The sequence below is a fragment of the Sphaerothrix gracilis Ecp01 genome, assembly GCF_030405905.1.
GTDB classification, from domain to species: domain Bacteria; phylum Cyanobacteriota; class Cyanobacteriia; order Phormidesmidales; family Phormidesmidaceae; genus Sphaerothrix; species Sphaerothrix gracilis.
In genome coordinates, this window is sequence record NZ_JASATW010000008.1 from 180513 (window position 1) to 203960 (window position 23448).

A 23448-nucleotide genomic window follows, 5' to 3' on the forward strand; every position below is an offset into this window, starting at 1 on the left:
GCTTTTGTCTATCGTCGCTGCCAGCTTAGAATGCCTATAATAACCGCTACACCTGCTGCCGCATAGAATACGCTTTCTCCGGCAAATTTCCAAACTGGCCCAAACACTAGGGGTGAAACAAACTGGCCCAAAGAAGCAAAGCCGGTGCCCAGCGCCAAGACCCCCGATCGCTGACTATCGGGCGACAGGCTGGCCAAACCGCTGTAAAAATTAGGCATTACCAGGCCAAAACCGACCCCGAACAGCAGGGCCGTCAGCAAAATTAGCGACGGATTGATCAGATTGGGGATAGCGGCCAAAGACAGAGCCATGCACAAAAAGCCCACAGCAATCGTCGCTGACAGACCAATCAGCTTAGCTAAGCGATTTGCGCCTACGGCTGACAGCACAGCCGCCCCGATAGAGCGGGCCGCCAGCACAATTCCATTCAGCAGCGAACTGGCCCCAATGGCAGCCTTGAGGTAGAGCGGAGCATATACCACCACCACGTAGAAAACCGCTGAAACTGCGGCCAGTGACATAAACAGCAGCCAAATTTTGCGCTGCCGTAGCACCTGCCGTATACCTTCAGCCTGCTTCAAATCCACCGCCTGCCCCTGCCGCTGATTGCGGGTTAAGAGCGCGACCGCCGCGATCGCCGCTGGCAGCCCCAGCCCATAAAGCCCAAAGGCCCAGCGCCAGTGATACAGTCCCAGCCAGCCCCCCAAAATGGGAAAAATCACCGTGGCGCTAGCAAGAGCGCTGGTGGCATAGCCCATGACGCGCGATCGCGCCTCCCCGCTATACATATTGCTCAGCAGGCCAATACTGCCTGCCGCAATGCCGCCGCTAGCAACGCCTACCAAAGCCCGGCAGAGCAGCAAGGTGCTAAAGCCCGGCGCGATCGCCCCGGCAGCGCCAAAAACGGCATAGGCTACTAGCGACGGCAGCAAAATAGGCAGTACCCCCAGACGGTTCGCCATAAGTCCCAGCGCCGGACTGGCCAAGGCCGTCGTCAGAGTGTGGGTACTCACCAGCAAACCGGCCCAGCCCGGATCGATCTGCAACTGCTCAATAATTTCGGGGAAAACCGGCGCAACCATCGAGCCAGTAGCGCTGGACAAGCAGCCAGCCAGCAAAAGCACGAGCATTACCAGTAGCTGATGCCGAGACTGAATTAGGCGATCGCTTTGGGGTCGGGGAGAATCACAAACGGCCAAGATAGAAAAAACGGCTCCGAAATAGGGGGACAGGGCATTCTGAAACTATAGCCCGAAAGGTTAATATTTGTTAAATCCAGGATTTGCCGCAGCGGTGGCTAAGCTTAACTGAGCGATCTGCCGCTGACAAAGTTCCAGCTTTGGGGAGAAAATGGGTCGGCGATCGCGTCTAACCATTCACGGCTGGGCCGATCATTTTCAATTGGCGCAGTATCGGTATTTGCCCGCCGCTTCCAGCCAAATTGCATCTTCTTCTAGGCAGACAGCCTGTGGAATTCACGGTATGCTAAGGGCTACTCAGAAATAATTAAGCTTTATTTCGTAAAATTTATCTTTACGTTACAGTCTTGCCCTTATCTATGGAACTAGCTGTTCTCAAAGGCCAATCTATTTACCGGCGTGTTCGCGAAACTAGCATCAATCCCAACTACTGGTATCCCGCTGGCTGGGCCGAACAGCTCAAACCCGGCGAAGTTATGCCTGTCACTATTTGGCAGCAAAAAATTGCGATTTATCGCGATGCTTCTGGGCAAGTTCATGCCTTAGAGGATGCCTGCCCTCACAAGGGGGTCGAACTGCACAAAGGCGAAGTTCATGGCTCTCATCTCACCTGTCCCTACCACGGCTGGGAATTTGATAGCGCTGGAAAATGTGTTCAAATTCCCTACTTTCCAGCGGATCAAAAGCTACCCTGCGCTCAGGCTCGCAGTTATCCCACTCAAGAAAAGTATGGCATTCTTTGGCTCTTTCCCGGCGATCCGGATTTAGCCAGTTTGCATCAGCCGCCTGCAGTGCCTGAGTACGATGCCAAAGAATGGTTTATGGTGCGAATTCCAGGCGAGTTCCAGGCTCATTTTTCCATCTGCAACGAAAACACAATGGATGTGTTTCACGGCTTTTTGCACAAAGAACTGCAGGGCTGGTTTGATCCAGTTTTGCTGAAGCTGAAGCAAACCGAGGCCGATGTCTATGCGGACTATCAGGTGTCCTACCAGGGTGTATTGACCAAGCTGATGGGACTGGGCACGGGCAGTGGGGTGACGACTCGCACTGTCTCAATTCACTATCAGTATCCGCACTATCACAGCTCTTTAGAGGGAGTTTCCTCGCTGTACTTGATGCGGCTACCTGTAGGCCCGACGCTGACGCGCTCTTTTTCCATGCTGTTTCTGAAGCTGCCAATTCCTCGCTGGCTACGTCAGGGTAAGCTTGGCAATCTGCTAGAAAAAGCGGTGCTGCATCAAATCTTTCTCAAATTTCTCCATCAAGATGTTGAGATGATGGAAAGTGAGCAGCGCAACTATACGGCCAATCCCCAGCGCAGCTATGTGGAAGTTAATCCTGCCATTATTGCCCTGCAGCGAGTGATTATCGGCCAGTACGAAAAGTTCATGCAACAATCAGATCGGTCATTGAACCCACCAACTGAGATTGCAAGCGACCGTGATTTCGAATTAGTTCAGGATTCTAAGTGTAGGTGAGAGGAATAGATTGTGGACGTCGTTAATGACTACATGCAGCATCTTTATGCCAGTGGCCTCTATCCCGACAAGTTTATCTGCCATCAAAAGCAGGGTAACCTGGTCGAGATTGAAGAACAGACGACTGGCAAGCATCACAAGGTCTTAACTTTTTGCACAAATGATGTGTTGGGACTGGCTCAGGCTGAACCTGTGAAGCAGGCCGCAATTGAGTCGATTCTTCAATACGGTACTTCCAATAGCTCTTGCTCGGTTCTCAGCGGTCGGATTGATCTGCATCGACAGCTAGAGCAAGAAATTTCCGCCTTTAAGCATCTACCCCATACCCATTTATTTCTCAATGCCTGGATGGCGCTGCAGGCGCTGATGGATGGTTTTTGCCATTTGGCGGTGCCCGTCCCTGGCTTTGAGCATACGCGAGAAACCGTCATCTTCACTGACGTACTCAATCATGGCTGTATTATTTCAGCCGTGGTCAACGCTAGCAATCGCTCTGGCAAGATGTTTAGCCACAGTCCCAACGTGCGGGTGAAGGCTTATCGGCACTGCGATATGGACGATCTCGCTCGAAAAGTACGGCGCTATGCGCGTCCGGGCGATCGCGTTATGGTCATCTCGGACGCTGTGTTCTCGATGGACGGGGACGTGGTGCCTCTGCCTCAGATGCTTGACATTTTAGAAAGTCATCCCGGCAGCGTGGTGGTTATGGATGAAGCCCATGCCAGCGGTGCCATTGGTCCCAAAGGCGAAGGAATCTACGATCACTTTGGCATTTCGCCCCAATCGGTAATCGATCGCGGCATTGTGCCCTTAATCATGACGACCTTCTCGAAGTTTGCCGGGTCGGCCGGGGCTGCCATCAGCGCTCCCAACCGGGAACTGATCGACCTGCTGGATGTTTCTCCCACCTCAATTGGCACGATTTCGCTGCCGCCGCCGGTCACAGCCGCCGCCCTAGAAAGCATTCGCCAAGTTCGCCAACATCCGGAACTGGTAGCAACGCTGCAGTCTAATACCCGCTATCTGCGATCGCGCCTGGTTGACGCCGGATTTGAGGCAATTGGTGAAACCAACGTCATTCCGGTGATCTTGCCCCCCGAACTCAAGCCCAAGCCCTTTGCCCGCTGTCTGATGGAAGAGTTCGGCCTCTGGGTTTCACCGATTTGGTTTATCGCCAAGCCGCGTCTGCGCATTACCGCCAATGCCCTCCATACTCAGGCGGAGATGGATCAGCTCGTCGAGGCGATGATGGCCGTCCGTGAAAAGCTGTGCGGCTCGGTGGTGCAGTACACAGCCTAATTGCGGTGTAGGGTGGGCATTGCCCACTCTCTGGTTAATTACGCGGTGCAGATTGTAGGGTGGGCATTGCCCACTCTACGCCTTTTCCGCGACAATGACGGTGATGCTGCCCGGTGATCTGTTATGACCGCAGTTAAAACCCAGTTTGAAATTAAACCTGTTACCACCCCTGACGAGCAGGCCGCCTTTCTCGCGGTACCCGATCGCGTTTATCAGGGCGATCCAAACTGGGTGCAGCCGCTCAAATCCAGTATTGCCAAACAGTTTCAGCCCGGCAATCCGTTCTTTGACTACGGCGAGCTACAGCAGTTTGTCGCCATTTCTAACGCTCAGCCCGTAGGCCGAATTGTGGCGGCTATCAATCAGCGGCTGATTGAGCGAGAAGAGCAGCCTGTGGGTCTGTTCGGCTTTTTTGAATGTATAGAAGAGTTTGCGATCGCTGAAGCGCTGCTAGAACAGGCTTGTCAATGGCTGCGCGATCGCGACATTCCCCTCGCCCGGGGCCCCATCGATCTGTCCACCCACAATAACTGCTTCTTTTTAGTCGATGGATTTGACACGCCGCCGATGGTGATGATGCCCTACAATCCGCCCTACTACGATGAGTTTATGCAGCGGGCGGGCTGGCACAAAGCCAAAGACGCCTACGCCTATGACTTGCCCTTAGCTCACACATTGCCTAGCCAGTTTGAGCGCGCCTGCCAGATTGCCCAGAAAGCGGGCATTACTTTTCGGCCCATTCACACCAAGGGTGAAGCCTTCGAGCAGGACTGCCGCAGCCTTTATCAGCTTTTCACGACCGCCTTTGCCCACAACTGGAGTTCTTCGGCCCGAACTGAGGCGGAGTTTATGGCAGAGGCCAAAGAGCTACAGCAGCTTGTCGATCCAGATGTCTTTGTTATTGCAGAAGATCAGGGCCAAATGATTGGCTTTTTTATGGGGTTACCGGACTACAACATTCCCCTAAAGCAGGTCAACGGTCGGCTCAACTGGCTGGGGATTCTCAAGTTTCTCTGGTATCGCCGCCAAATTGACCGGGGCCGGGTGATTGCCATCTGCGCCCTGCCGGAGTATCGCCGTAAGATGGTGCCGCTGGCGCTGGTCTATCTGGGGATGAAAGGCGGCACTAAAAAGCAAAAGCCTTACAAGCAGGCAGAACTGTCCTGGGTGTTTGAAGATAATCTACCCTCGCGCAAGATTATTGAGGCTTCGGGGGCCCACATTACCAAGACCTATCGCATTTACGAAAAAGCGCTATGAAAGCTTTAGTTACCGGGGCCAATGGCTTTACCGGATCGCACTTGGTTAAAGCCCTGCGCGATCGCGGTGATGAAGTGATTGGCTTTGTCCGCCAAACCAGCGATCTTGCGCGGCTAGCCGATACCGATATTAAGCTGGTTTACGGTGACATTGGCGATCGCCCCGCTTTGGAAGAAGCAATGCAGGGCGTTGACGTGGTGTTTCACATTGCCGCCTATGTAGATCTAGGGCTGGTGGATGCCGCTCGGATGCAGCGGGTTAACGTGGAAGGAACCCGTACGGTTTTAGCAGCGGCAGCGGCGGCTAATCCTCAGCCTAAAGTCATTTACTGCAGCACCATCGGCATTTACGGTGACACCCAGGACCAAGTGGTCAATGAGACTTTCCAGCGCACCCAGGCTGATTTTTCCTCCGCCTACGATCGCACCAAATACCAGGCCCAGCAGCTTGTCGATCAGGCCGCAACTGAGGGACTACACACGGTTAGCCTCATGCCCGCCGGTATCCTCGGCCCCGATGACCCCCATTTTGGCCCGGTGATTCAGCTTTTCCGCCAGCGACGGCTGAAGCTGTGGCCGGGAGGCGATCGCATTACCGGCGTTGTCCATGTCGATGATTTGGTAGCCGCGCTGCTGCTTGCGGCTGAAAAAGCGCCCGCCGGAGCCCACTACATCATCTCTGCCGGAGAACTCTCCACCCGCGAGATGTTTCAAATTTTGAGCCAGCAGACAGGCATTGCTCCCCCGGCTGAACCGCCCGCCACGCTGGTTAGGCTGCTCGGCAACTTGCTCGATCCGGTAGGACGATTACTCAACTGGAACCCGCCCCTCAGCCGCGAGCGGGTTCACTATATCTACGATCGCTGTGTGCGGATTGACGCCAGCAAGGCTCAGCGAGAACTGGGCTGGCAGCCACGAGCCGTCTCAGAAATTTTGCAAGAGCTGGCTGTTTCCGAGTACTTAGTTTGAGGCGTTGCTCACAGCTTCGGCCCAGTCTTTGGCCCAGCTCAGACGGCGATGGACGTCTTCTAAACTGCTGGCTTCCGAGTAGAGCCGCAGCACCGGTTCCGTGCCGCTAAAGCGCACCAGCAGCCAGCTCCCGTCTTCCAGGGTAAACTTATAGCCGTCAATGGTCAGACAGTCTTTAACCGCTTTACCGGCTACGGTTTGAGGCAAATTGGTTTTCAGCTCGTCCAGCAGCCGCGATCGCACTTCCATGCTGGCTAGGGGGAGGTCAATCCGGTCGTATTCAGACTGGTAGCCTGTGGCCTGCTGTAGCTGACTGTAATAGTCACTCAGGTCGAGGCCAGACATGACGACTGCCTCCAGCACGTAAAGCGCCGACATCAGCGCATCCCGCTCAGGAATATGATGACCGTAGCCCACACCGCCCGACTCTTCGCCGCCGATGAGAGCATGATGAGACTGCATCCGATCGGCAATGTACTTGTAGCCAATCGCCGTTTCATGCAGCGACAGGCCGTGCATATTGGCAACAGCGGGAATCAGGTTAGAGCCGCTAATGGTTTTAATCACCTCGCCTTTCAAGCCCTGACGAGTTGCCAGATGATCAATCAAAACCGGAATTAAAATTTGCGAGCTTAGAAAGTTGCCGTGACCGTCTACAGCCGCAATCCGATCGCTGTCCCCATCAAAGACCAGCCCTACCGTCAACCCACCGTCAACTTGGGGCTGATAGGCTTTGATCGTTTCCAAGGTTTTCGCCAAATATTTAGGTAGAGGCTCCGGGGAACCGCCGCCAAATAGCGGATCGGCAGCCCCATTGAGCTCATCAATCGGCATTTCCAGCAGTCGCTCTAGTCCGGTTGCGGCGGCTCCATGCATGACATCGGCAAACACCGTCAGCTTGCCGCTGGCGATCGCGGCTCGAATCGGCTCTAGATTCACCTTGGCCTGCAGCCCTTGGCAGTAGCTAGGCCACGGATCGAAGGTTGATAGCCGACCGGGTGTTGCTGCTGGAGCAATGTCAGTCTGGAGCTGAGCTTCTACTTCTTTGGTCACTTCGGGGGGGACAGAACCGCCAAAAGCGCCTTTAATCTTTAGGCCAGAATAAATGGCTGGGTTATGGCTAGCGGTAATTACGATCGCGCCTAGCGCCTTCTCGGCCTTAGCCGCCCAGCTAAAGGCGGGGGTAGGCGCGTAGGTATCACTCAGCATGACGTCAAAGCCGGTACGAGCGATTGCCTCAGCCGCGGCGCGGGCAAACTCAGGGGAGAGAAAGCGGCGATCGTGACCCACAATTACCGTGTTGCTGCCGGTCATCTCACCATAGCGCTGCTGCAGTACCTGAGCCGCCACCTGCGCTACCTGCACCACCCGCTCAAACGTAAAGTCTGCCGCCATCATGCCGCGCCAGCCATCCGTACCAAACTGAATGGGCTTGCCAATAAACGAGGTGGGAGAGAGAGCGACCGCCATAAAAATACCTTTAGTGGGAAAACCTAAACCGCTTTCACGAGTTTAGCGAGTTGCTTGTAATCCCTACTAGGTTTCACGCTCAAATCCATAAAGAATTCATTTTGCTCGCCCCTTTATTGAGCTTGACCTCAAGCCTCAATAGTCAAAAAGCATAGTCAAAAAGCTAGGCCAGTCGCACCGCTTCAACTACAAAAGGTGCCCTAGCACTTAAAACTAGGCTAGCCATCTGAGACGCTGTGACGCTGAGCCACGCAGACCCTATTGTTGGCGACGACGGGGAGGTCTGGGACAACTCGCGCGTATAGCCGTGGGCAATACAGTGGCCGCAGCTATCTAACGCCGTCAGAGAAACTTCGCCTAGGCTGCGTACCCGAACCTTGATTTGAGAGAAAGGCCGATGGAGCTGAATGCTAATATTGCCCTGTTCTTCCAGCGGCATGATTACCAGGGGAGCGGTCTGGTCATAATATCGAGGATTAGAGGGATACAGGGCGATCGCCCCTTCAAAAACAAGCCCCAACTTTTGCCAGCGATCGCCTACTGGCTGAAACTGCTGTAGCTGCTTAAAATCAGGCTGTAGCCGATAGGGCTGATAGCAAAAAGTAGCTGACTGAGACTGGTGAGAGAGCGGATACTGAAACTGAGGGCTAAAAGCTGATTTAGGAATAGTTTGACTATACACGGCAGTGGTTCCCTGATTGGTGACGATGACTCCTACAGAAAGGATCGGCTGCTTTACGCATAGATACTGACCTGCCTGTGTCACTAATCAAATTGTCTCGGCCTGCAGGCGATCGCCACTGTCTGATTCTGCACAGTGCCCGTCAATATGTGATAGATTGATCGGGTATTACGGGATGTAGCGCAGCTTGGTAGCGCACTTCGTTCGGGACGAAGGGGCCGCAGGTTCGAATCCTGTCATCCCGATTTGTTGAATAGCACTTGATCTGTCATCCATGACAGATTCGTGTCGTCATCACTGTTTTGATGTCGTCAATAACAGATTTGTGTTGCGAAGCTGGCGTGTGCGATCGCTAACGCAGCACCGCCGCAACCCAGCCCGGCAAGACTATCTACTCGTCAGTTCCGCCCGCATCAGAGTAGACCTGTATCACAAAGATAGTGCAGGCGGTTTGGGAGGGCGGACAACTGCCCGCCCTCTATTTCACTGCAATTAAGCAAGATCAAAGCGATCGAGGTTCATCACCTTGTCCCATGCCGCCACAAAGTCATGCACGAACTTCTCTTGGGAATCTCCACAGCCATAGACTTCTGCCAGGGCGCGGAGCTGAGAGTTAGAGCCGAAGATTAGATCAACGCGGCTACCGGTCCACTTAAGTTCGCCCGTTTTGCGATCGCGCCCCTCAAATGCTTGTTCCTCATCCGAAACCGCCTTCCAGGTGGTACCGAAGTCGAGCAGATTCACGAAGAAGTCATTCGTCAACGTCTCCGGGCGATCAGTAAAGACACCATGCTTAGAATCGCCGTAGTTCGCCCCTAAGACGCGCAGGCCACCGACAAGCACCGTCATTTCAGGTGCCGATAGGGTCAGCAACTGGGCCCGGTCTACTAGCATTTCCTCCGTCGATATGGTGTGATCACCTTGATCGTAGTTACGGAATCCATCGACTTTGGGTTCGAGGTAGGCGAAGGACTCTGCATCCGTTTGCTCCGGTGACGCGTCCGTGCGTCCCGGCGCGAAGGGAACAGTAACGTGATGACCCGCATTTTTAGCCGCTTGCTCAACCCCAGCGCAGCCAGCCAGCACAATCAGGTCAGCTAGGGAAACCTGCTTCCCACCGGACTGCGAGTTGTTGAACTCGGTTTGGATACCCTCTAGGATTTGCAGCACTTTAGCCAACTGCTCTGGTTGGTTAACCTCCCAATCTTTCTGCGGTGCCAACCGAATCCGGGCGCCATTGGCCCCGCCCCGCTTGTCAGAATCGCGGTAGGTCACGGCTGACGCCCAGGCGGTTGAGACGAGCTGAGAAACAGACAGACCCGACGCCAGAATCTTGCTCTTGAGAGCGGCAATGTCCGACTCGTTGATCAGTTCATGACTGGCGGCAGGGATGGGGTCTTGCCACAGGAAGTCTTCTGCTGGCACCTCCGGGCCGAGATAGCGCGATTTGGGCCCCATATCGCGGTGGGTCAGCTTGAACCAGGCTTTAGCAAATGCCTCAGCGAATTCATCTGGATTATCGCGGTAGCGCCGCGCAATCGGCTCGTAGATCGGATCTATTTTCATCGACATGTCCGCCGTGGTCATCATCGGGGCATGTCGTTTCGACGGATCGTGGGCATCAGGCACCGTCCCGGCACCAGCATCACCCTTGGGCTTCCACTGCCACGCGCCCGCAGGACTCTTGATCCGCTCCCAGTCATATTTGAACAGGGTTTCAAGGTAGCTGTTATCCCACTGGGTCGGTGTGGGCGTCCAGGCCCCTTCAATACCGCTAGTGATGGCATCGACGCCGACGCCCGTATTGAAAGTACTCTTCCAGCCGAGGCCCTGATCTACAATGGTTGCGCCTTCAGGCTCAGGACCTACATGCGCCGCATCCCCTGCCCCATGACACTTACCGAAGGTGTGCCCACCAGCCGTGAGAGCGACAGTTTCTTCGTCGTTCATCGCCATCCGGCCAAAAGTCTCCCGAATGTCGCGGCCTGAACCCAGGGGATCTGGCTCGCCATTTGGCCCTTCTGGATTCACGTAGATTAGGCCCATGCGCACAGCAGCCAGGGGATTTTCTAGCACGCGATCGCCGCTGTAGCGCTTATCACTATAGTCTGCCTCCCCGTGCCAAGTGGTTTCAGAACCCCAGTAGATGTCTAACTCCGGCTCCCAAATATCTTCGCGGCCTCCAGCAAAGCCCAATGTTTTGAAGCCCATAGACTCTAGCGCACAGTTACCGGCGAAGACCATCAGGTCGGCCCAGGAGATTTTCTGACCGTATTTCTGTTTGATCGGCCACAGCAACATGCGAGCCTTGTCCAAGTTGGCATTGTCGGGCCAGCTATTGAGGGGAGCAAACCGCTGACTGCCTGAGCCAGCACCGCCGCGACCGTCACCGATGCGATAGGTACCAGCGCTGTGCCACGCCATCCGAATGAATAGGGGGCCGTAGTGCCCATAGTCGGCGGGCCACCAATCCTGGGAGGTGGTCATCAGTTCAAAGATGTCAGCCCGCAAGGCGGCTATGTCAAGGGTTTTGAACGCCTCAGCATAGTTAAACGCCTTGCCCATCGGATCGGCTTTGGGAGAATGCTGATGGAGAATGTTCAGGTTCAACTGGTTCGGCCACCAGTCTCTGTTTATCGTGCCTCCACCGGCAGCGAAAGCTTGAGGACTGCCGACGAAGGGGCAGCCGCTAGTCGCACCATTGGCTGAACTGACACCGCTGGCTGCATTGGCTGTCGTGGACTGCAGCACGTTGTCTTCAGTATTGTCTCCGCGACTTGATCCCAGAATAGATGTCACTGCTCGCCAGATTTCCATCAGTTTCCCGCTCATTGGGAACGGACATCTCATTTGGCTATTCGTCATAACTTGTTTCCTACTATGGTTTGAGTGTATCTATGGTGTCTCTGCCCTGCTTTTTCTCAGACAGAAAGCATTGTTCGCCACACTTGCATCAGCACAGCCGTTTGCTCAGGTTTCTGCGCCGCTGGATTGAGATAGTTCAACAAAGTCTCGGCATTGGAAACCACGGGCATGGCCTCAAAGCCATCGGGTTCCACAAACATTTTTTCAATAACTCCGTCTTTCACAAGCATGGAATAGCGCCAAGAGCGGTATCCCATGCCCCGCTCCGAGAGGTTCATCAGCATCCCCATCGCGCGGGTAAAGTCTCCGTTCACATCAGGGATAAAGCGCACCTGATCGGCTCCTTCTGCTTGCGCCCAGGTCGCTAGGGAAAACGGATCGTTGACCGAAATGCAAAGAATTTCATCAACGCCGTTCGCGCGAAACACCTCGGCATACTCGTTGTAGCCTAATAGTTGAATCGGAGAATACGGGCAGGTAAAGGCTCCTGGCACCGCAAACACCACCACGGTTCTATCTTCAAAGAGATCTGCTGTGGAAAGCTGGTACCAATCTCCTGCTGCAAACATCCGAAAAATGACCTGAGGAACACGTTGGCCCTCATGATTTAAGAGCATTTGCCCATCTCCTTACTCGCATTCAGCATCAGTTAGACTCCTAACTACGAGATTGATGAGTAAAGACATTACCCTCGGAACAGCAGTAGCTTGCTCTCATCCCTGGCGAGTTGCCTCGGCAAAGCCAAGAGATAGCCAGTGCCATTAAGCTGAAGAAACCAGCATCTCCATCAAGTCATACTCATCACGAGTTTGTGTATCGCAAGTTTAATCAATCAAGCCCGCCTTTGAGCCTCAAAAATGAAATTGCTTTGCAACACTTAATATCTCTACAAAGTAAGGTGGCTGAGTGGAGATAGCGATGACTTGTCTGCAAGAGAGAGTTTAAGGGCGATCGCAGATTTGCAGCCAGCGGTAAGCGTTTTGGCAGCGCAATCTAGCTTTTAGACGATGGAAGCAGCCGCACTTGCTTTCTAGACTGAAAGACGTTCAATTTTTTTCTACAAAAGCGGCTTTACTACGTGACTTATATCTCACTTTTGCTAATTCTAGGGCTGCTTTTGCTGGTGGTGACGCTGGGATCCGGCTGGATTGCTCGCCTGCCCTTTTCCTACGCCATTCTTTACCTGGTGGTCGGTATTGCTTTGGGGCCACAGGGAACGGGCTGGATTGCCCTGCGGCCCGATGCTGAACTCATAGAGCGCCTCACCGAGTTTGTCGTCATTGTCTCGGTCTTCGGCTGTGGTCTGAAGATGAATCGCCCCCTGAAACCCTGGGCCTGGCAGTCAACAGCACGGCTGATTGGCTTTTTAATGCCGCTGTCAATCGTGGCGATCGCGTTTGCCAGTCACTGGCTGCTGAAGCTGGACTGGGGGGCAGCTATCTTACTAGGAGCCTGCTTGGCCCCAACCGATCCGGTATTGGCCTCAGAGGTGCAGATGGAAAACCCTGACGATGGCGATGAGCTGCGGTTCGGCCTTACCTCGGAAGGAGGGCTGAACGACTCCCTGGCCTTTCCGTTTGTTTATTTTGGCATTTACTGGCTGACGAAAGGCAACTGGCAGGACTGGTTTACCCAGTGGGTAGCAGTTGACCTAATTTGGGCGATCGCGGCGGGGATTGGGATGGGAATAGGCGTAGCTAAGGCGATCGCCTGGATTGATGGCAAGCTACAGCAGCAGCGCCCAGCAGATGACCTGATGGAAGATTTGCTAGCGCTGAGCGCGATTTTGCTGACTTACTCGCTGACGGAGCTGGTTAACGGCTATGGCTTCTTGGCTGTCTTTGTTGCCGGCATCACCATTCGCCGCAACGCCCACTGTGACCCCGGTAAGCGTTTAGCCCAGCTTGAATTCACCGAACAGATTGAAAAGCTGTTGGAGGTCGCCACCATCTTGCTGCTGGGGTCGCTGCTGCAGTTTTCTTCTCTAGTACGCTACGGCTACGACGGATTGATTATTACCGCAGTCCTGCTGTTCTTTGTCCGGCCTATCGGTGCCTGGCTCAGCTTTTTAGGCTGCCGCCTGCCCAAGGCAACCCGGCGACTGGTGGGCTGGTTTGGCATTCGCGGTATTGGCTCAATCTACTACCTGACCTATGCGCTGGGCCATGACATTGGCAGCGCTGTGTCAGAGCGGCTTTCATGGATTATCTATATTGTGGTGACTGTTTCTATTGTGCTGCATGGTATCAGTGCCACACCGCTGATGCAGTGGTACAAGAATCGTCGTCCCGGTCAGGCAGTTTCTGAATCTAGTTAGGCCGGTGCCAGTGCCTGGATTAGGTGATATCCAAGGCATCAGCAATGTCTTGACAGACATTGTTGAAACGATTGGGCGGCTGGATTGACAGTATGGCACCGCCGTCTCTCACTAGAGGCCAACCAGACGCATTCTGAAGCCTAATACCAGAGCCAATCAACTTAAACCAGTGCAGTCGGCGCGGCAGGATTTGCTAACACCGATCGCGCTGTTTTCTGCGCTGCCGGAAACTGTTCGGTTGCTGCCGCTAGGTGCTTGAGCAGCGTCGCCTTCGGCAGCGGCCCCTGAATATGATCCCAGGGTAAAACCTGCTGGGGTTCCCAATCCTGGTGCACGTAAAACTCCAGGGGCGGTATCTGCCCTTTCAGCTCCTTGAAGGCGCGGCGATAGCTGCCTAGGGACTCGCCATAGTGCCGTACCAGCAGCAGCAGCTTAGAAAGGCGGCGATCGCCCCTGGAAATTAGAGTCTGAATCACCGACCAGCTATAGCTTTCTGGGCGAAAGTCAATGCCGCGCGATCGCAGTTGTTTTTGCAACAGCTTCAGTCGCTTCTCGGCCTCTCGGTTAACGCCAAACCACTGAAACGGCGTGTGGGCCTTGGGCACAAAAGTGCTACAGCCCAGAGTCAGCCGCAGTCCGGGAGCCGCCTTTTTCAGCCGCTTCATCATCTCCACCGTCAGATCGAGATCCGCTGCCTCTTCCCCCGGAATCCCCACCATGCCGTAGAGTTTGACGGCGCTCAGCCCTCCGGCTTTAGCATTGACTGCCGCTGCCACAATTTCGTCATTGTCTAGCTTCTTGTTGATAATCTGCCGCAGCCGCTCTGAACCGCTCTCAACGGCGATCGTAATCGATCGCGTGTCATGCTTTACCAAAGTTGCCGCCAGCTTCTGGTTCACCGTCCCTGTCCGCACCGAAGCAATACTCAAGCGCACATCGTCATACTCTGGCTGGTTGAGATAGTCCAGCAGCGCCTCAAACTCAGGATGCTGAGTCACAGAAGCGCCCAGCAGTCCTAGCCGCCGCGTCACGCTCAGTCCCCGCTCGATCGCCGGTATCAGCGAACCTTCCAAGCTGGCAGTGCGAAACGGCAACGTCAGATAGCTAGCTAAGCAAAAGCGGCACATTTCCGGACAGCTCCGCACCACCTCTACCATATAGATGTTTTCCCAAGCGGCCTGCTCCGTGACAACAGTTGAGGCTGAAAGCACGTTGCCGCGATAGGTTTGCTTCTGCACCTGGGCAGGCACCTCTGCGATCGCCTCAATTGCCGCCACTGGGCCATCGGCGCTAGCGTAGCTCACCTCGTACAGGCTGGGCACATAGACCCCCGGTACCTGGGCTAAATGCAGCCGTTGACGCTGGCGATCGGCGTGGCGTACCTGCTGATAAGCATCTATGAACTCGTCTAACAGCGTTTCCCCATCCCCTAGCAGAATCAGGTCAAAAAAGTCGGCAAAGGGTTCTGGGTTAGCCGTCAGCACGGGGCCACCGCCGAAAATGAGGGGATGGCCCTCCTGTCGTTCAGCAGCAAGTAGCGGTACCTGTAGCTGCTCCAGCAGCGCCAAAATATTGACATAGTCCAGTTCCCAGGAGACTGAAAAGCCGACTAGCTCTGGCTGGGAGGGCAAAGACTGGCTAGCATCCGTAAACAGACGCCCGACCTGCAGATCGCTCCGTTGGGCCAGAGTCGCCCATACAAGCTGATAGCCCAAGCTGGTGATGCCGACACTGTAGGTATTAGGAAAACCAAAAATGACCGGAACGGCTTTGGCGTCCGGAACGGCAGGGGTAAACAGCAGCCGCTCAGCGGCAAAATCAGCAGTAGACACGGTTGAAGCAGGCAATTGTTGAGAGTTTGGTACCCCTTCAGGCTAACACTTGGTCCAAAATGAATTAGCTGTTTGATGCCCGCGATCGCCTTGTCCAGTGCCTAGCTGCCACAGCTTATATCAGGCTGACCAAAGCCTCCAGCAGCATTTGGTTCTGAACTGGCGTCCCTACCGTAATCCGCAGCTTGTCAGCTAGCCCTGGCTGATCGAAATAACGCACCAAAATTCCCCGCTGCTTTAGGGCCGCCTGCAAGTAGGCCGCATTTCCCGCTGGCGGCGCTGACAGCACAAAATTGCCCTGAGACTCCAGCACTGCAAATCCCAGATTCTTGAGATCTAGCGTCAGCTGAGCGCGAGCGGCTTTTACCTTTGCCGCGCAGGCATTTTTGTAAGCCTGATCCTGCATGGCAGCGGTGGCAACCTGCGTGGCGATCGCGTCGATGTTATAGCTGTCTTTCACCTTAAATAAGCCAGCCAGTAGCGAAGGTTGAGCAACTCCAAATCCCAGCCGCAACCCGGCCAGGGAATAACCTTTTGATAGCGTGCGTAATACGATTACGTTCTCAAATTCATGCACCAACGGCAGAGCCGAACTTTCAGCAAAATCCACATAGGCTTCATCAACTACCAGGACACCCGCTAACTGGGCTGCCAGTTCTCGCAATTGGGTCAGCGGTACAACATGCCCAGAGGGGCTGTTGGGCGAAGCAATGAACGTCACTGCCCCTTGGGCCGCAACTAGGGCCTCTAGGGGAAGCTGAAAATTCTCGCCATAGGGCACTTCAATTGCTGTCGCCGGATGCAGCGCCGCCAGTGTGCGGTAGAGCACATAGGTCGGCATGGGGTAAACGACTGGGCGAGCGCCTCCCTCAGCGCAGGCGCGAATAATCACGTTTAGCAGCTCATCACTGCCGTTGCCCACAATCACCCAGTCCGGCGGCACGGCCAAAACCTGGCTCACCGCCTGACAAAAAGACTTGGCATAGGGATCCGGGTAGCGCCGCAACCATTCGCTATCGAGCGATCGCAGTACCTGAATTGCCTGAGGGGAGGGCGGATAAGGATTTTCGTTGGTGTTGAGTTTGAGAAAAGGGGTTCCAGGCTTGGGCTGCTCGCCGGGAATATACCCAGAAGTGGTGTCAATAGCGGGGCGAAAGTAGCTCATGGTCAGTCTGGCAGCACGTAGGCAGGCAGGTCTTGCAGATCGGCAAGGGGCATTTTGTTGAGATTGCGGACATGCAAATCCTGATAGAAAGTTTGCTGGTGCATTTCTACTTTGGACTGGGCCGAGAGAAACAGCAGGCCCCAAAAAACGCCAACTTTCTCATGCTTATAGGCTTGTTCGGGCGAGTCGAAGTGATGCTGCTCTAAAGTATCAGGGCGAAATTTCGGCCACAGCTCAATCAGCTTTTCAAACTCAATCCACTCTAAGGCTTCTGTCAGTTCGTCCCAGTAAGCATCTAAAAATTCTTCCAAAGCCGCCGCAATCTCTGAAAGATTTTCCTGGTGAGCCAGCTGGGCGATCGCCCGCACAGCCTGTCGTTTAGACTGCGGTTTGGCAGGGCGCTTCCGTGGGCGGACAGGTCTATCTTCTAAGACCGTAGCAATTAGCTCTAGCTGCTCAATCAGCTCATTTAATGTCACCTGTCGCTTGACAGGCGGCGCAGCCACGGCGCGGCGGCGGAGCTGTCGTTCTAGATTGCGCGGTAGGGGCGCGTCTATGGGGGTTTCAGGGTCTACAAACTCGTCGGCAACGTATTCTTCTTCCACCTCTTCTATTTCACTGCGCACTAGCGTGTCCGCCTTCAACAGCACCAGCATAGCGGCATAGAGAAAGGCCTGTCCTGACTCAGAAAGGCTGGCTTCATAGGCGGTGCGGCCATTGGCAGGGGCGCTGCTAGGCTGCATCTGTAAGGTACTCAAAAAGCGATCGATTACGTCAATCACCTTCACATCCCAGGGATCAATTTCTCCTTGTTCGGCTAGGTCAATCAGAAAAGCGATCGCACTTTGTGCCAGAGGAAGGGCCATAATTACGAGGCGTAGCAGACAGGTTGGGTCAATTAGGTTTCAGCCCGGTCAGGATTTGGCGGATCAAACCGCTGAGATTCAGGCCAAATCCCTACGGTTTGCGGATCTACTAGCCGTTATCTAGTTAGCATAGACTTCACTAGATTCGGCTTCATCCCCATTGCTATTTTTAGAGGCCGGTAGCATCAGCTTTTGTTCCTCTAGCTCCACCCGGTAGCGCTCAATATTCTGCTCTAGTTCTTCAATCCGCTGATCGCGCTGCTGCACCGCTTGGCCTTTGTCCAAGTAGTTTTGCACCTGAATCCAGACGCTGAATACCCAGGCCAGCACAGCTCCGACCCCCATTGCCCCAATCAGCTCTATGCATAGGGGAGCCTGCAAATCCACGCCGCGTACGACATGAATCACCGTAGGATCTGTATTTTCAATGCCAAAGAGGACAAGCGCTAAACAAATTACGAAAATAACTACAAAGTTAACCTGTCGCATCAGTCCGCTCCATAAATCGGCGATCGGTCAGAAACATAAAGTTACCCTCTACTGTAACCGCCAAACTGAACTGTGGCTTGATTACTCAAGAAGTAATTCTGATCGATACAGAAGACAGGCTAGAGGCAGAACTACGAAGTCAATGCGCCGGCTCTATTGACAGCAGCGCCAGGGCCGACTGCAAGGTGTCAGCTTCTTTGGCAGGTTTATCATGTCGCCAGCGCAGGATGCGGGGAAAGCGAACTGAAATGCCGGACTTGTGTCGGCTAGACTCGGCAATGCCCTCAAAGCCAATTTCAAACACGTGAATCGGCTCTACCGATCGCACTGGGCCAAACCGCTCAACCGTGTGGCGGCGAATCCAGCGATCGAGCTTTTCAATTTCGGCGTTGTCTAGGCCAGAGTAGGCTTTGGCGAAGGGCACCAGCTCATCCTCTCGCCAGAGAGCAAAGGTGTAGTCTGTAAACAGGTTGGCCCGCTTGCCGCTGCCGGCCTGGGCGTAGATCAGCACGGCATCTAAGGTCATCGGCTCTACTTTGTATTTCCACCAGTAGCCCCGCTTGCGACCCACTAAGTAGGGACTGTCTAAGGCTTTAAGCATCAGACCTTCAGCGGCTTCAGAGCGCGATCGCCCTCGCAACTGCTGCAACTGTTCAAAGCTCTCGGCTATCACCACTTGGGACGGACTGACACAGTCTGCGCTCGACTGGTCTAACACATTGAATAAATACTGGCGGCGATCGCGCAGCGGTTTTTCCCGAATGTCTTGCCCCTGGTGTTCTAGCAGGTCGTAGGCGATGAAGTGCACCGGACTTTCCTGCATCAGCTTTTTGCTCACCCGCTTACGGCCCAGTCGCTTTTGCAAGGCGTTGAAGTTCATCGGGCGATCGCCGTCCCAGCAGACAATTTCGCCGTCGAAGACGAGGCCATCGGCAAAATTTTCTAGAAAGCAGGTTTCCAGTTCGGGAAACTGATGCGTGACTAGATCTTCTCCCCGCGACCAGATAAAGGCTTCCCCTGCTCGTCGAATAATCTGAGCCCGAATGCCGTCCCATTTCCATTCCGCCTGCCAGCGCGACAGGTCTTCTAGCTGAAATTTAGCTTCGTCAATTTGCGAGGCTAGAAAAAACGGATAGGGCTGGCTAGGGGCGGTTTCTGCGGCTTCTGCGCTAACAAGCTGCTGAAAAAATTCGGCGGTGGGTTCAAAGTCGCCCATGAGGCGATGGGTCAAAACCGCTTCTGGCAGGTCATAGGCGCGGGCTAAGGCCCGGATCACCAGCTTGCTAGAAGCGCCAAAGCGAAAGGCACCCGTGAGCACCTTATTTAAGACAAACACCTCAAATTCCGCCAGTGAAGCCCACCAGGAGACAATCAAGTCCCGCAGCTCCGCCTCAGTCTCCACCTGCTTGACGGTGGGAATCACCTCTTCCATCCAGACGTGGAGCGGCAGGTCTAACGGTTCCGCCTCTAATGAGACATTCTTGAGCAACAGGGCGATCGCCTCGGCAGAGTCTCCCACATGGGCATAGCAGTCTTTAAATAGCCATTCCGGAATATCAGAAATTTGCAGAAATACCTCCCGCAGCACGCGAGAAGTCACCAGGCGGCGGCGGGTTTTGCCCAGCAGCAAATACAGCGCCCAGACCGCGTTGCGGGGCTTTTCAGTTTGAAAATAATCCTGCAGTGCCTGCACTTTGGCATTGGTCGAAGTCGTGGCGTCTACGGCCTGAAAGAGCTGGGTAAATCGCTTCATGGCGCTGAGCTGGCGTCTTACCCGTCATTATGACAAGCTCAGGCCGATTCGATCGCCTGTTCCAGTTCCACAAAGGGCACCAGCCACACCACGTCATAGGGCTTGAGGGCGATCGCTAACGTTTGGTTCTCGGCCCGCCAGCCCCGACGGCCCACCAGGTCATACCAGTGACTATCGGCGGGCATAGCGCAAATAATTGCCCCATCGCTAACCTCAACTTCGGCAACATCTGAATACAGTCCTGAAACGCCCAGCTCCAGCAGAGAAATTTCTAGCTGACAGGGACGGGGGGTGACATTGGTTAAGGTCAGAATGTGCTGCGAGCAGTCCGGTGAAACCCGCAAAACGGCAAATACTTCCGGGGCCAGCGCCAAAATCCGCTGATCGCCATTAGGATGAAAAGCGCTCTGACGCACGCGAATTTCTAGCAGGCGTCCGAGCTGCTGCACAATATGAGCTAGCTTGGACTGAGGATCGGCGATCGCCTGCGTCACCTCAGCCTGATGGATGGCTCGGCGGTTGATATCTCGCTTTGACTGGGTGCGCAGCACTGTTTCGACATCGTTGCGGCTGCCAATCAGGCCGTGTAGATAAATGCCCGGTACCCCCCGTAGCACCAGCGCAATGCTGCGAGAAGCCACATACCGCTTCACCTGAAAGCCAATTTCCTCAGAGCTGCTTTCTAAATTGAGGGCGCTGAACCAGGTGGTGTTGATTTCGTAGGGTTCTTTTTGCCCGTCTTCACTGGTGCGATAGGAGATAAACGCCCCCTGATCGCGAGCCTTCTGTAGAATGAACTGAATTTCCTCCGGCGGTATAATATTTTTCACCCCCATCAGGCCAATGCCGTCGTGGGTGTCCAGGATATTAAAAAAGGTGGTGGCTTCAGAAGGATAGTCTAGGGTCTTGGCCCAATTTGTCAGCGCTGTGGCGTCTTGTTGATAAAAGGTGTAGAGCACCAGCGGCGGCAGGGCAAAGTTATAGACCATGTGGGCTTCGTCTGTGCCATCCCCGAAGTAGGCCACATTGTCGGCATGGGGAATGTTGGTTTCAGTAATCAGCGCCACCTCTGGAGCCGCCAGGCTGAGAACGTCCCGCAGCAGCTTGATCACCTCATGGGTTTGGGCTAGGTTAGCCCCGGTGGTTCCGGGTTCATCCCAGAGGTAAGTCACCGCATCGAGCCGGATAATATCGGCTCCCCGCCGCACGTAGAGCAGCAGTGTTTCCACCACGCCTAGCAAAACGCGGGGATTGCGATAGTTGAGATCAATTTGGTCGGGAGAGAAGGTAGTCCACACCCAGACCGGGCCGTGAATAGAGTGATACTGGGTCAGGATGTCAGAGGTACGGGGCCGCAAGATAATCTGCCGCTGCTCTGGCGAGAGTTCTCCGGGTGAGGTGTAGGCGGTAAACACGTCACGGTAGAGCGGGTTGCCGTTCAGCATTTCTTGAAACGCCTGGCTCTGAGCGGAAACGTGGTTGAACACCCCGTCAAACATGAGCTGATACTGGCTGCCCAAGGCTGAAATATCCTGCCAAGATCCCAGCTTTGGATCAACGACGTGAAAATCCGTAATCGAAAAGCCGCGATCGGAAGAATAGGGGAAAAACGGCAGAATGTGCAGCGTGTTGATCGCATTGGCGAACTTGGGCAACTGCTGCAAAAACTGGGCTAAAGACTCTAGCGGCGATCGCCCTGCTCCCTGCACTAAGTCGCCATAGGTAATCAGCACCAAGTCTTTTTCACTAAAGCGATCGCTCACCTCAGTCGGCTTGCGCTCTGCGGTGCTGGCTACCTTGTGGGCGCAGTGCACCTTAAGTAATCTCTCTAACTCTCCCAGGTAGCGTTTCGCCTTGCTCTGCCCGTAGAGAAAACAGAGACGAGCGAAAAAGCGATCGCGGACTTGAGCGGGTATTTCAATTAGAGGCTGCGTATAATTCGGCGTGGCCTGATAAGCAACTCGTTGACCAGCCATGATCTTATTTAGTAACAAACGATACGGTTTTGTCTCCTATTCTGGCAAAAAGCCCACCGTTTCTGCCAAGCACTTACAATCCTCAACATCTCTGCCGCTTCTATTTCTTTACAAGTCTGGGGACACTATCAAGATTGGCTTTAAAGTGAGCCAGCCTTCGCCTGCGCGTTTATACTGGATGCAATAGCAATCGGGTCGTTTGGAATCAGCACTGGCTAAGCAAAGTACTGATTCGTTATCAAGCTCTCCTTGCATTGTCTAGCTCGTTAAGTGGAAAGTGAATAGGATGCCAAATCTTGTTTGAGATCTGGCATCTTTTTTCTGTGCTATTGAGGTTTAGCTTTCCGGGTTCAGCACGTCCGGCCAGTTTTGATTGGCCTTGGCGATATTGCCAGGAATATCTCTGGCCCAGCGCTGCTGCACTCGCTTGTCGTAGTTGAGATAGAGCTGACCGTCTACAATCTTCCAAGCTTCAGGATCAATCGAGGCGGTATAGCCCTGACTGACAGCCCAAGCGCAGTAGCCTCCGTATTCAGGTGCATACTGTTCCGGGTTGGCGGCGAAAAGATCGCGGTGTTCGGCGCTGGCAAACTGCCAAGTAGCGCCGTTCCAGTCGTAGGTATATTCGGCACTCCCCGACACTGACTCGCCTTGGGTGAAGTAGGCCACTGGATCGGTGCCACGAATGGCAATGCCGTTCTCAGCGTAGACCTGCGGTTCTCCGGTAGGAGCATCATCGGCTGCTGTTTCAGCAGCGGTTGGTTGAGCGTCTGAGGGAGGCGCCCCTGTTTCGGTCGGCGTGGGTACTGTTTCGGCACTGGGGGGAGTAGAGGACTGAGTGCAGCCGACGAGTAAGGCAACGCCTAGCAGCAGCGTGGTGGTCGCAAGCTTTAAGTTGGGATATTTCACAGCAGACTCCAATTAGATACTTATCCGTCTCATCGCCATCAAACTAGGACTGGCTGAGAACTCAATGAGAGCGAACTAGAAATCTCTTTAGAAAGCTATCTCCCAATCTTGTTAAAACCGTTGCCTGAGGCAATTTGACTCTGCACCTGATCCTGAGAATATCCGCGCCAAGATGAAGCAAACGGCTCCAACCGAATATTCGCACTATGCCCATAATCATCATCTGCCAACCTACGGGAGATTGGCGATCGCACTCAATATTGCCTGATATTTCTTGAATAATTCTGACAATAAAGAGTTTATTCTTTGCATTTTGCCAGTAAAGAAAATATTTTTGGCAATAAAATCATCATTGATTGAACTTTTTTTGAAAGAATGCTCTTTTTTCACTTAACATTTTTCTGATTTAGTGAATGTCTAAACAGTTTGTTTATGGCACTGCTTAATTAAAATTCAAAGGCAGAAATTTTAATGTTGTAGTCACAATATTCGTTTCAGTTAATAAGAGCACTCTAGGTTGGAAGCGTAAGAAGTTGCAGTTTAGAAATTGCTAAAAAGTCTTTGGTATTGTGAGTGAGTAGCGGCAAGTCGTGGCGTAAAGCTGTGGCAGCAATCCAAGCATCTTGAGGAGAAATTGGCCGTCCTGCACGCTGGCGATCGCTACGCACCTGTGCCCATTCCCGGCAAAGCGGTTGATCAACGGGAATGACGAGATAGTTTAATAGGTACTGTTCTAGCTGCGAAAGGCGGCGATCGCCCCATTGTCTCAGAATTGCCCACTGAAACAGTTCAGCAATGCTCATAAATGAAAGAGCTAATTCTTTATCCCTCAAGAATGGCAGATAAGGATCAGCATAGTTACTACCTTTGAAAATGAAGGAGGCAATATCTGAATCAATTAGAAGAAGACTCATCAG

The 23448-nt window shown here is 53.8% G+C and carries 20 protein-coding genes and 1 tRNA gene; 7 read left to right on the forward strand and 14 right to left on the reverse strand.

Features of this window, described 5'->3' with window-relative positions; translation table 11 throughout:
* Window positions 1-8: 8 nt before the first annotated feature.
* Together QJQ48_RS11050 and QJQ48_RS11055 are read right to left on the reverse strand one after the other, a co-directional pair.
* Window positions 9-1199 (reverse strand): MFS transporter, encoded by a 1191-nt coding sequence (locus QJQ48_RS11050; protein WP_346291288.1) that lies wholly within the window; start codon window positions 1197-1199, stop codon window positions 9-11.
* Window positions 1200-1303: 104 nt separating this feature from the next.
* On the reverse strand, window positions 1304-1447 hold the full coding sequence (locus tag QJQ48_RS11055) for a hypothetical protein (RefSeq protein ID WP_346291289.1): 144 nt from the start codon (window positions 1445-1447) through the stop codon (window positions 1304-1306).
* Window positions 1448-1558: 111 nt separating this feature from the next.
* On the opposite strand from QJQ48_RS11055, the gene QJQ48_RS11060 reads away from it, so the two are divergent.
* The 4 genes from QJQ48_RS11060 (at window position 1559) to QJQ48_RS11075 (ending at window position 6207) form a co-directional block, all read left to right on the forward strand.
* Window positions 1559-2680 (forward strand): aromatic ring-hydroxylating dioxygenase subunit alpha, encoded by a 1122-nt coding sequence (locus QJQ48_RS11060; protein ID WP_346291290.1) that lies wholly within the window; start codon window positions 1559-1561, stop codon window positions 2678-2680.
* Between the two features lie 12 nt (window positions 2681-2692).
* Complete coding sequence (locus QJQ48_RS11065) at window positions 2693-3979, forward strand: aminotransferase class I/II-fold pyridoxal phosphate-dependent enzyme (protein WP_346291291.1); 1287 nt, start codon at window positions 2693-2695, stop codon at window positions 3977-3979.
* A gap of 123 nt (window positions 3980-4102) precedes the next feature.
* The gene (locus QJQ48_RS11070; RefSeq protein ID WP_346291292.1) at window positions 4103-5239 is read left to right on the forward strand and encodes a hypothetical protein; all 1137 of its coding nucleotides are present in this window, start codon (window positions 4103-4105) and stop codon (window positions 5237-5239) included.
* Window positions 5236-6207 carry an NAD-dependent epimerase/dehydratase family protein gene (locus tag QJQ48_RS11075; RefSeq protein WP_346291293.1) on the forward strand — a complete coding sequence of 324 codons (972 nt, stop codon included), beginning with the start codon at window positions 5236-5238 and terminating at the stop codon, window positions 6205-6207. The genes QJQ48_RS11070 and QJQ48_RS11075 overlap by 4 nt, the downstream gene beginning before the upstream one ends.
* Here QJQ48_RS11075 and QJQ48_RS11080 read toward each other — a convergent pair.
* Window positions 6199-7677, reverse strand: coding sequence for a phosphoglucomutase/phosphomannomutase family protein (locus QJQ48_RS11080; protein ID WP_346291294.1), 1479 nt, complete (start codon window positions 7675-7677; stop codon window positions 6199-6201). The two genes, QJQ48_RS11075 and QJQ48_RS11080, sit on opposite strands and share 9 nt — an antisense overlap.
* A 163-nt stretch (window positions 7678-7840) precedes the next feature.
* Window positions 7841-8359 carry a hypothetical protein gene (locus QJQ48_RS11085; protein WP_346291295.1) on the reverse strand — a complete coding sequence of 173 codons (519 nt, stop codon included), beginning with the start codon at window positions 8357-8359 and terminating at the stop codon, window positions 7841-7843.
* A 171-nt stretch (window positions 8360-8530) separates the two neighbouring features.
* On the opposite strand from QJQ48_RS11085, the gene QJQ48_RS11090 reads away from it, so the two are divergent.
* Window positions 8531-8604, forward strand: a tRNA-Pro gene (locus tag QJQ48_RS11090).
* A gap of 83 nt (window positions 8605-8687) precedes the next feature.
* Window positions 8688-8855 carry a hypothetical protein gene (locus tag QJQ48_RS11095; RefSeq protein WP_346291296.1) on the forward strand — a complete coding sequence of 56 codons (168 nt, stop codon included), beginning with the start codon at window positions 8688-8690 and terminating at the stop codon, window positions 8853-8855.
* On the opposite strand, the gene katG is transcribed toward QJQ48_RS11095, so the two are convergent.
* Both katG and QJQ48_RS11105 read right to left on the reverse strand, forming a co-directional pair.
* The gene (gene katG, locus QJQ48_RS11100; RefSeq protein ID WP_346291297.1) at window positions 8852-11176 is read right to left on the reverse strand and encodes a catalase/peroxidase HPI; all 2325 of its coding nucleotides are present in this window, start codon (window positions 11174-11176) and stop codon (window positions 8852-8854) included. The genes QJQ48_RS11095 and katG overlap by 4 nt on opposite strands.
* Before the next feature lie 104 nt (window positions 11177-11280).
* The gene (locus QJQ48_RS11105; protein ID WP_346291298.1) at window positions 11281-11841 is read right to left on the reverse strand and encodes a peroxiredoxin; all 561 of its coding nucleotides are present in this window, start codon (window positions 11839-11841) and stop codon (window positions 11281-11283) included.
* 461 nt (window positions 11842-12302) lie between these two features.
* Here QJQ48_RS11105 and QJQ48_RS11110 point away from each other — a divergent pair, with 461 nt between their 5' ends.
* A complete protein-coding gene (locus tag QJQ48_RS11110; protein ID WP_346291299.1) occupies window positions 12303-13541 on the forward strand; it encodes a cation:proton antiporter in 1239 nt (412 codons plus the stop codon).
* Window positions 13542-13702: 161 nt separating this feature from the next.
* Here QJQ48_RS11110 and QJQ48_RS11115 read toward each other — a convergent pair whose 3' ends face one another.
* The 8 genes from QJQ48_RS11115 to QJQ48_RS11150 all read right to left on the reverse strand — a co-directional run bounded on the left by QJQ48_RS11115 (window position 13703) and on the right by QJQ48_RS11150 (window position 23445).
* Entirely contained in the window at window positions 13703-15373 is a 1671-nt protein-coding gene (locus QJQ48_RS11115; RefSeq protein WP_346291300.1) for a B12-binding domain-containing radical SAM protein, read from the reverse strand.
* A 115-nt stretch (window positions 15374-15488) separates the two neighbouring features.
* On the reverse strand, window positions 15489-16538 hold the full coding sequence (gene hisC, locus QJQ48_RS11120; protein ID WP_346291301.1) for a histidinol-phosphate transaminase: 1050 nt from the start codon (window positions 16536-16538) through the stop codon (window positions 15489-15491).
* A gap of 2 nt (window positions 16539-16540) precedes the next feature.
* Window positions 16541-17404: a segregation/condensation protein A gene (locus QJQ48_RS11125; protein ID WP_346291302.1), complete on the reverse strand. Its 864-nt coding sequence runs from the start codon at window positions 17402-17404 to the stop codon at window positions 16541-16543.
* 120 nt (window positions 17405-17524) lie between these two features.
* The gene (locus QJQ48_RS11130; RefSeq protein WP_346291303.1) at window positions 17525-17893 is read right to left on the reverse strand and encodes a lipopolysaccharide assembly protein LapA domain-containing protein; all 369 of its coding nucleotides are present in this window, start codon (window positions 17891-17893) and stop codon (window positions 17525-17527) included.
* Window positions 17894-18032: 139 nt separating this feature from the next.
* Entirely contained in the window at window positions 18033-19646 is a 1614-nt protein-coding gene (locus QJQ48_RS11135; protein WP_346291304.1) for an ATP-dependent DNA ligase, read from the reverse strand.
* A 38-nt stretch (window positions 19647-19684) separates the two neighbouring features.
* Entirely contained in the window at window positions 19685-21622 is a 1938-nt protein-coding gene (locus QJQ48_RS11140) for a sugar phosphorylase (RefSeq protein ID WP_346291305.1), read from the reverse strand.
* 336 nt (window positions 21623-21958) lie between these two features.
* Window positions 21959-22531 (reverse strand): YHS domain-containing (seleno)protein, encoded by a 573-nt coding sequence (locus QJQ48_RS11145; protein WP_346291306.1) that lies wholly within the window; start codon window positions 22529-22531, stop codon window positions 21959-21961.
* A gap of 512 nt (window positions 22532-23043) precedes the next feature.
* On the reverse strand, window positions 23044-23445 hold the full coding sequence (locus QJQ48_RS11150; RefSeq protein WP_346291307.1) for a type II toxin-antitoxin system VapC family toxin: 402 nt from the start codon (window positions 23443-23445) through the stop codon (window positions 23044-23046).
* Window positions 23446-23448: the final 3 nt, after the last annotated feature.

Excerpts from the sequence above, each read along its gene's own strand:
- QJQ48_RS11070 (WP_346291292.1), top strand. The coding sequence starts at position 4,103 with ATGACCGCAGTTAAAACCCAGTTTGAAATTAAACCTGTTACCACCCCT.
- QJQ48_RS11055 (WP_346291289.1), bottom strand. The coding sequence starts at position 1,447 with ATGCAATTTGGCTGGAAGCGGCGGGCAAATACCGATACTGCGCCAATT.
- QJQ48_RS11060 (WP_346291290.1), top strand. The coding sequence starts at position 1,559 with ATGGAACTAGCTGTTCTCAAAGGCCAATCTATTTACCGGCGTGTTCGC.
- QJQ48_RS11150 (WP_346291307.1), bottom strand. The coding sequence starts at position 23,445 with ATGAGTCTTCTTCTAATTGATTCAGATATTGCCTCCTTCATTTTCAAA.
- QJQ48_RS11105 (WP_346291298.1), bottom strand. The coding sequence starts at position 11,841 with ATGCTCTTAAATCATGAGGGCCAACGTGTTCCTCAGGTCATTTTTCGG.
- katG (WP_346291297.1), bottom strand. The coding sequence starts at position 11,176 with ATGGAAATCTGGCGAGCAGTGACATCTATTCTGGGATCAAGTCGCGGA.
- QJQ48_RS11130 (WP_346291303.1), bottom strand. The coding sequence starts at position 17,893 with ATGCGACAGGTTAACTTTGTAGTTATTTTCGTAATTTGTTTAGCGCTT.
- QJQ48_RS11125 (WP_346291302.1), bottom strand. The coding sequence starts at position 17,404 with ATGGCCCTTCCTCTGGCACAAAGTGCGATCGCTTTTCTGATTGACCTA.
- QJQ48_RS11135 (WP_346291304.1), bottom strand. The coding sequence starts at position 19,646 with ATGAAGCGATTTACCCAGCTCTTTCAGGCCGTAGACGCCACGACTTCG.
- hisC (WP_346291301.1), bottom strand. The coding sequence starts at position 16,538 with ATGAGCTACTTTCGCCCCGCTATTGACACCACTTCTGGGTATATTCCC.
- QJQ48_RS11075 (WP_346291293.1), top strand. The coding sequence starts at position 5,236 with ATGAAAGCTTTAGTTACCGGGGCCAATGGCTTTACCGGATCGCACTTG.
- QJQ48_RS11080 (WP_346291294.1), bottom strand. The coding sequence starts at position 7,677 with ATGGCGGTCGCTCTCTCTCCCACCTCGTTTATTGGCAAGCCCATTCAG.
- QJQ48_RS11140 (WP_346291305.1), bottom strand. The coding sequence starts at position 21,622 with ATGGCTGGTCAACGAGTTGCTTATCAGGCCACGCCGAATTATACGCAG.